This window comes from Pseudomonas sp. GW823-FHT06E10 (assembly GCF_058794995.1).
This window is the reverse complement of the sequence record NZ_JBXAHJ010000039.1, coordinates 1-716: the sequence shown is the minus strand read 5'-3', so window position 1 is coordinate 716 and position 716 is coordinate 1. Positions and strand designations below refer to the sequence as shown.

At 63.0% G+C, this 716-nt stretch carries 1 protein-coding gene; it reads right to left on the bottom strand.

Features of this window, described 5'->3' with window-relative positions:
- On the bottom strand, positions 1-716 hold a 716-nt coding region (locus AC1Q6Y_RS28035), incomplete at both ends, for an immunoglobulin-like domain-containing protein (RefSeq protein ID WP_492625657.1).

Below are 716 nucleotides of genomic sequence, written 5' to 3'. Positions count from 1 at the left end.
CCTTCGGTGATGTTGCCGGTGGCGGTGAGGGTCAGCCCGGTGTTGTCCACGGAATCGGTGATGGTGGTCACGGCTGGTGTGGTGTTCGGCACCAGGCTCTCGAAGTTGCCGCCGGTGGTGCCGGTGATCGTGGTGCTGACGGTGCTGCTGTTTACATAAACATCATTGGCCGCAGTCGGCACGTTCACGGTGCCGCTGGTCTGGCCCGCCTCGATGGTAATGACCGAGCCATTGCTCAAAGTCACGGTCATCGGCGTACCAGCCGGGTTGCTCAGGGTCGCCGTGTAGGTGATCTGACCGCCTTCGGTGATGTTGCTGGTGGCGGTGAGGGTCAGCCCGGTGTTGTCCACGGAGTCGGTGATGGTGGTCACGGCTGGTGTGGTGTTCGGCACCAGGCTCTCGAAGTTGCCGCCGGTGGTGCCGGTGATCGTGGTGCTGACGGTGCTGCCGTTGACATAAACATCATTGGCCGCAGTCGGGACGTTCACGCTGCCGCTGGTCTGGCCCGCCTCGATGGTAATGACCGAGCCATTGCTCAAAGTCACGGTCATCGGCGTACCAGCCGGGTTGCTCAGGGTCGCCGTGTAGGTGATCTGGCCGCCTTCGGTGATGTTGCTGGTGGCGGTGAGGGTCAGCCCTGTGTTGTCCACGGAGTCGGTGATGGTGGTCACGGCTGGTGTGGTGTTCGGCACCAGGCTCTCGAAGTTGCCGCCGGT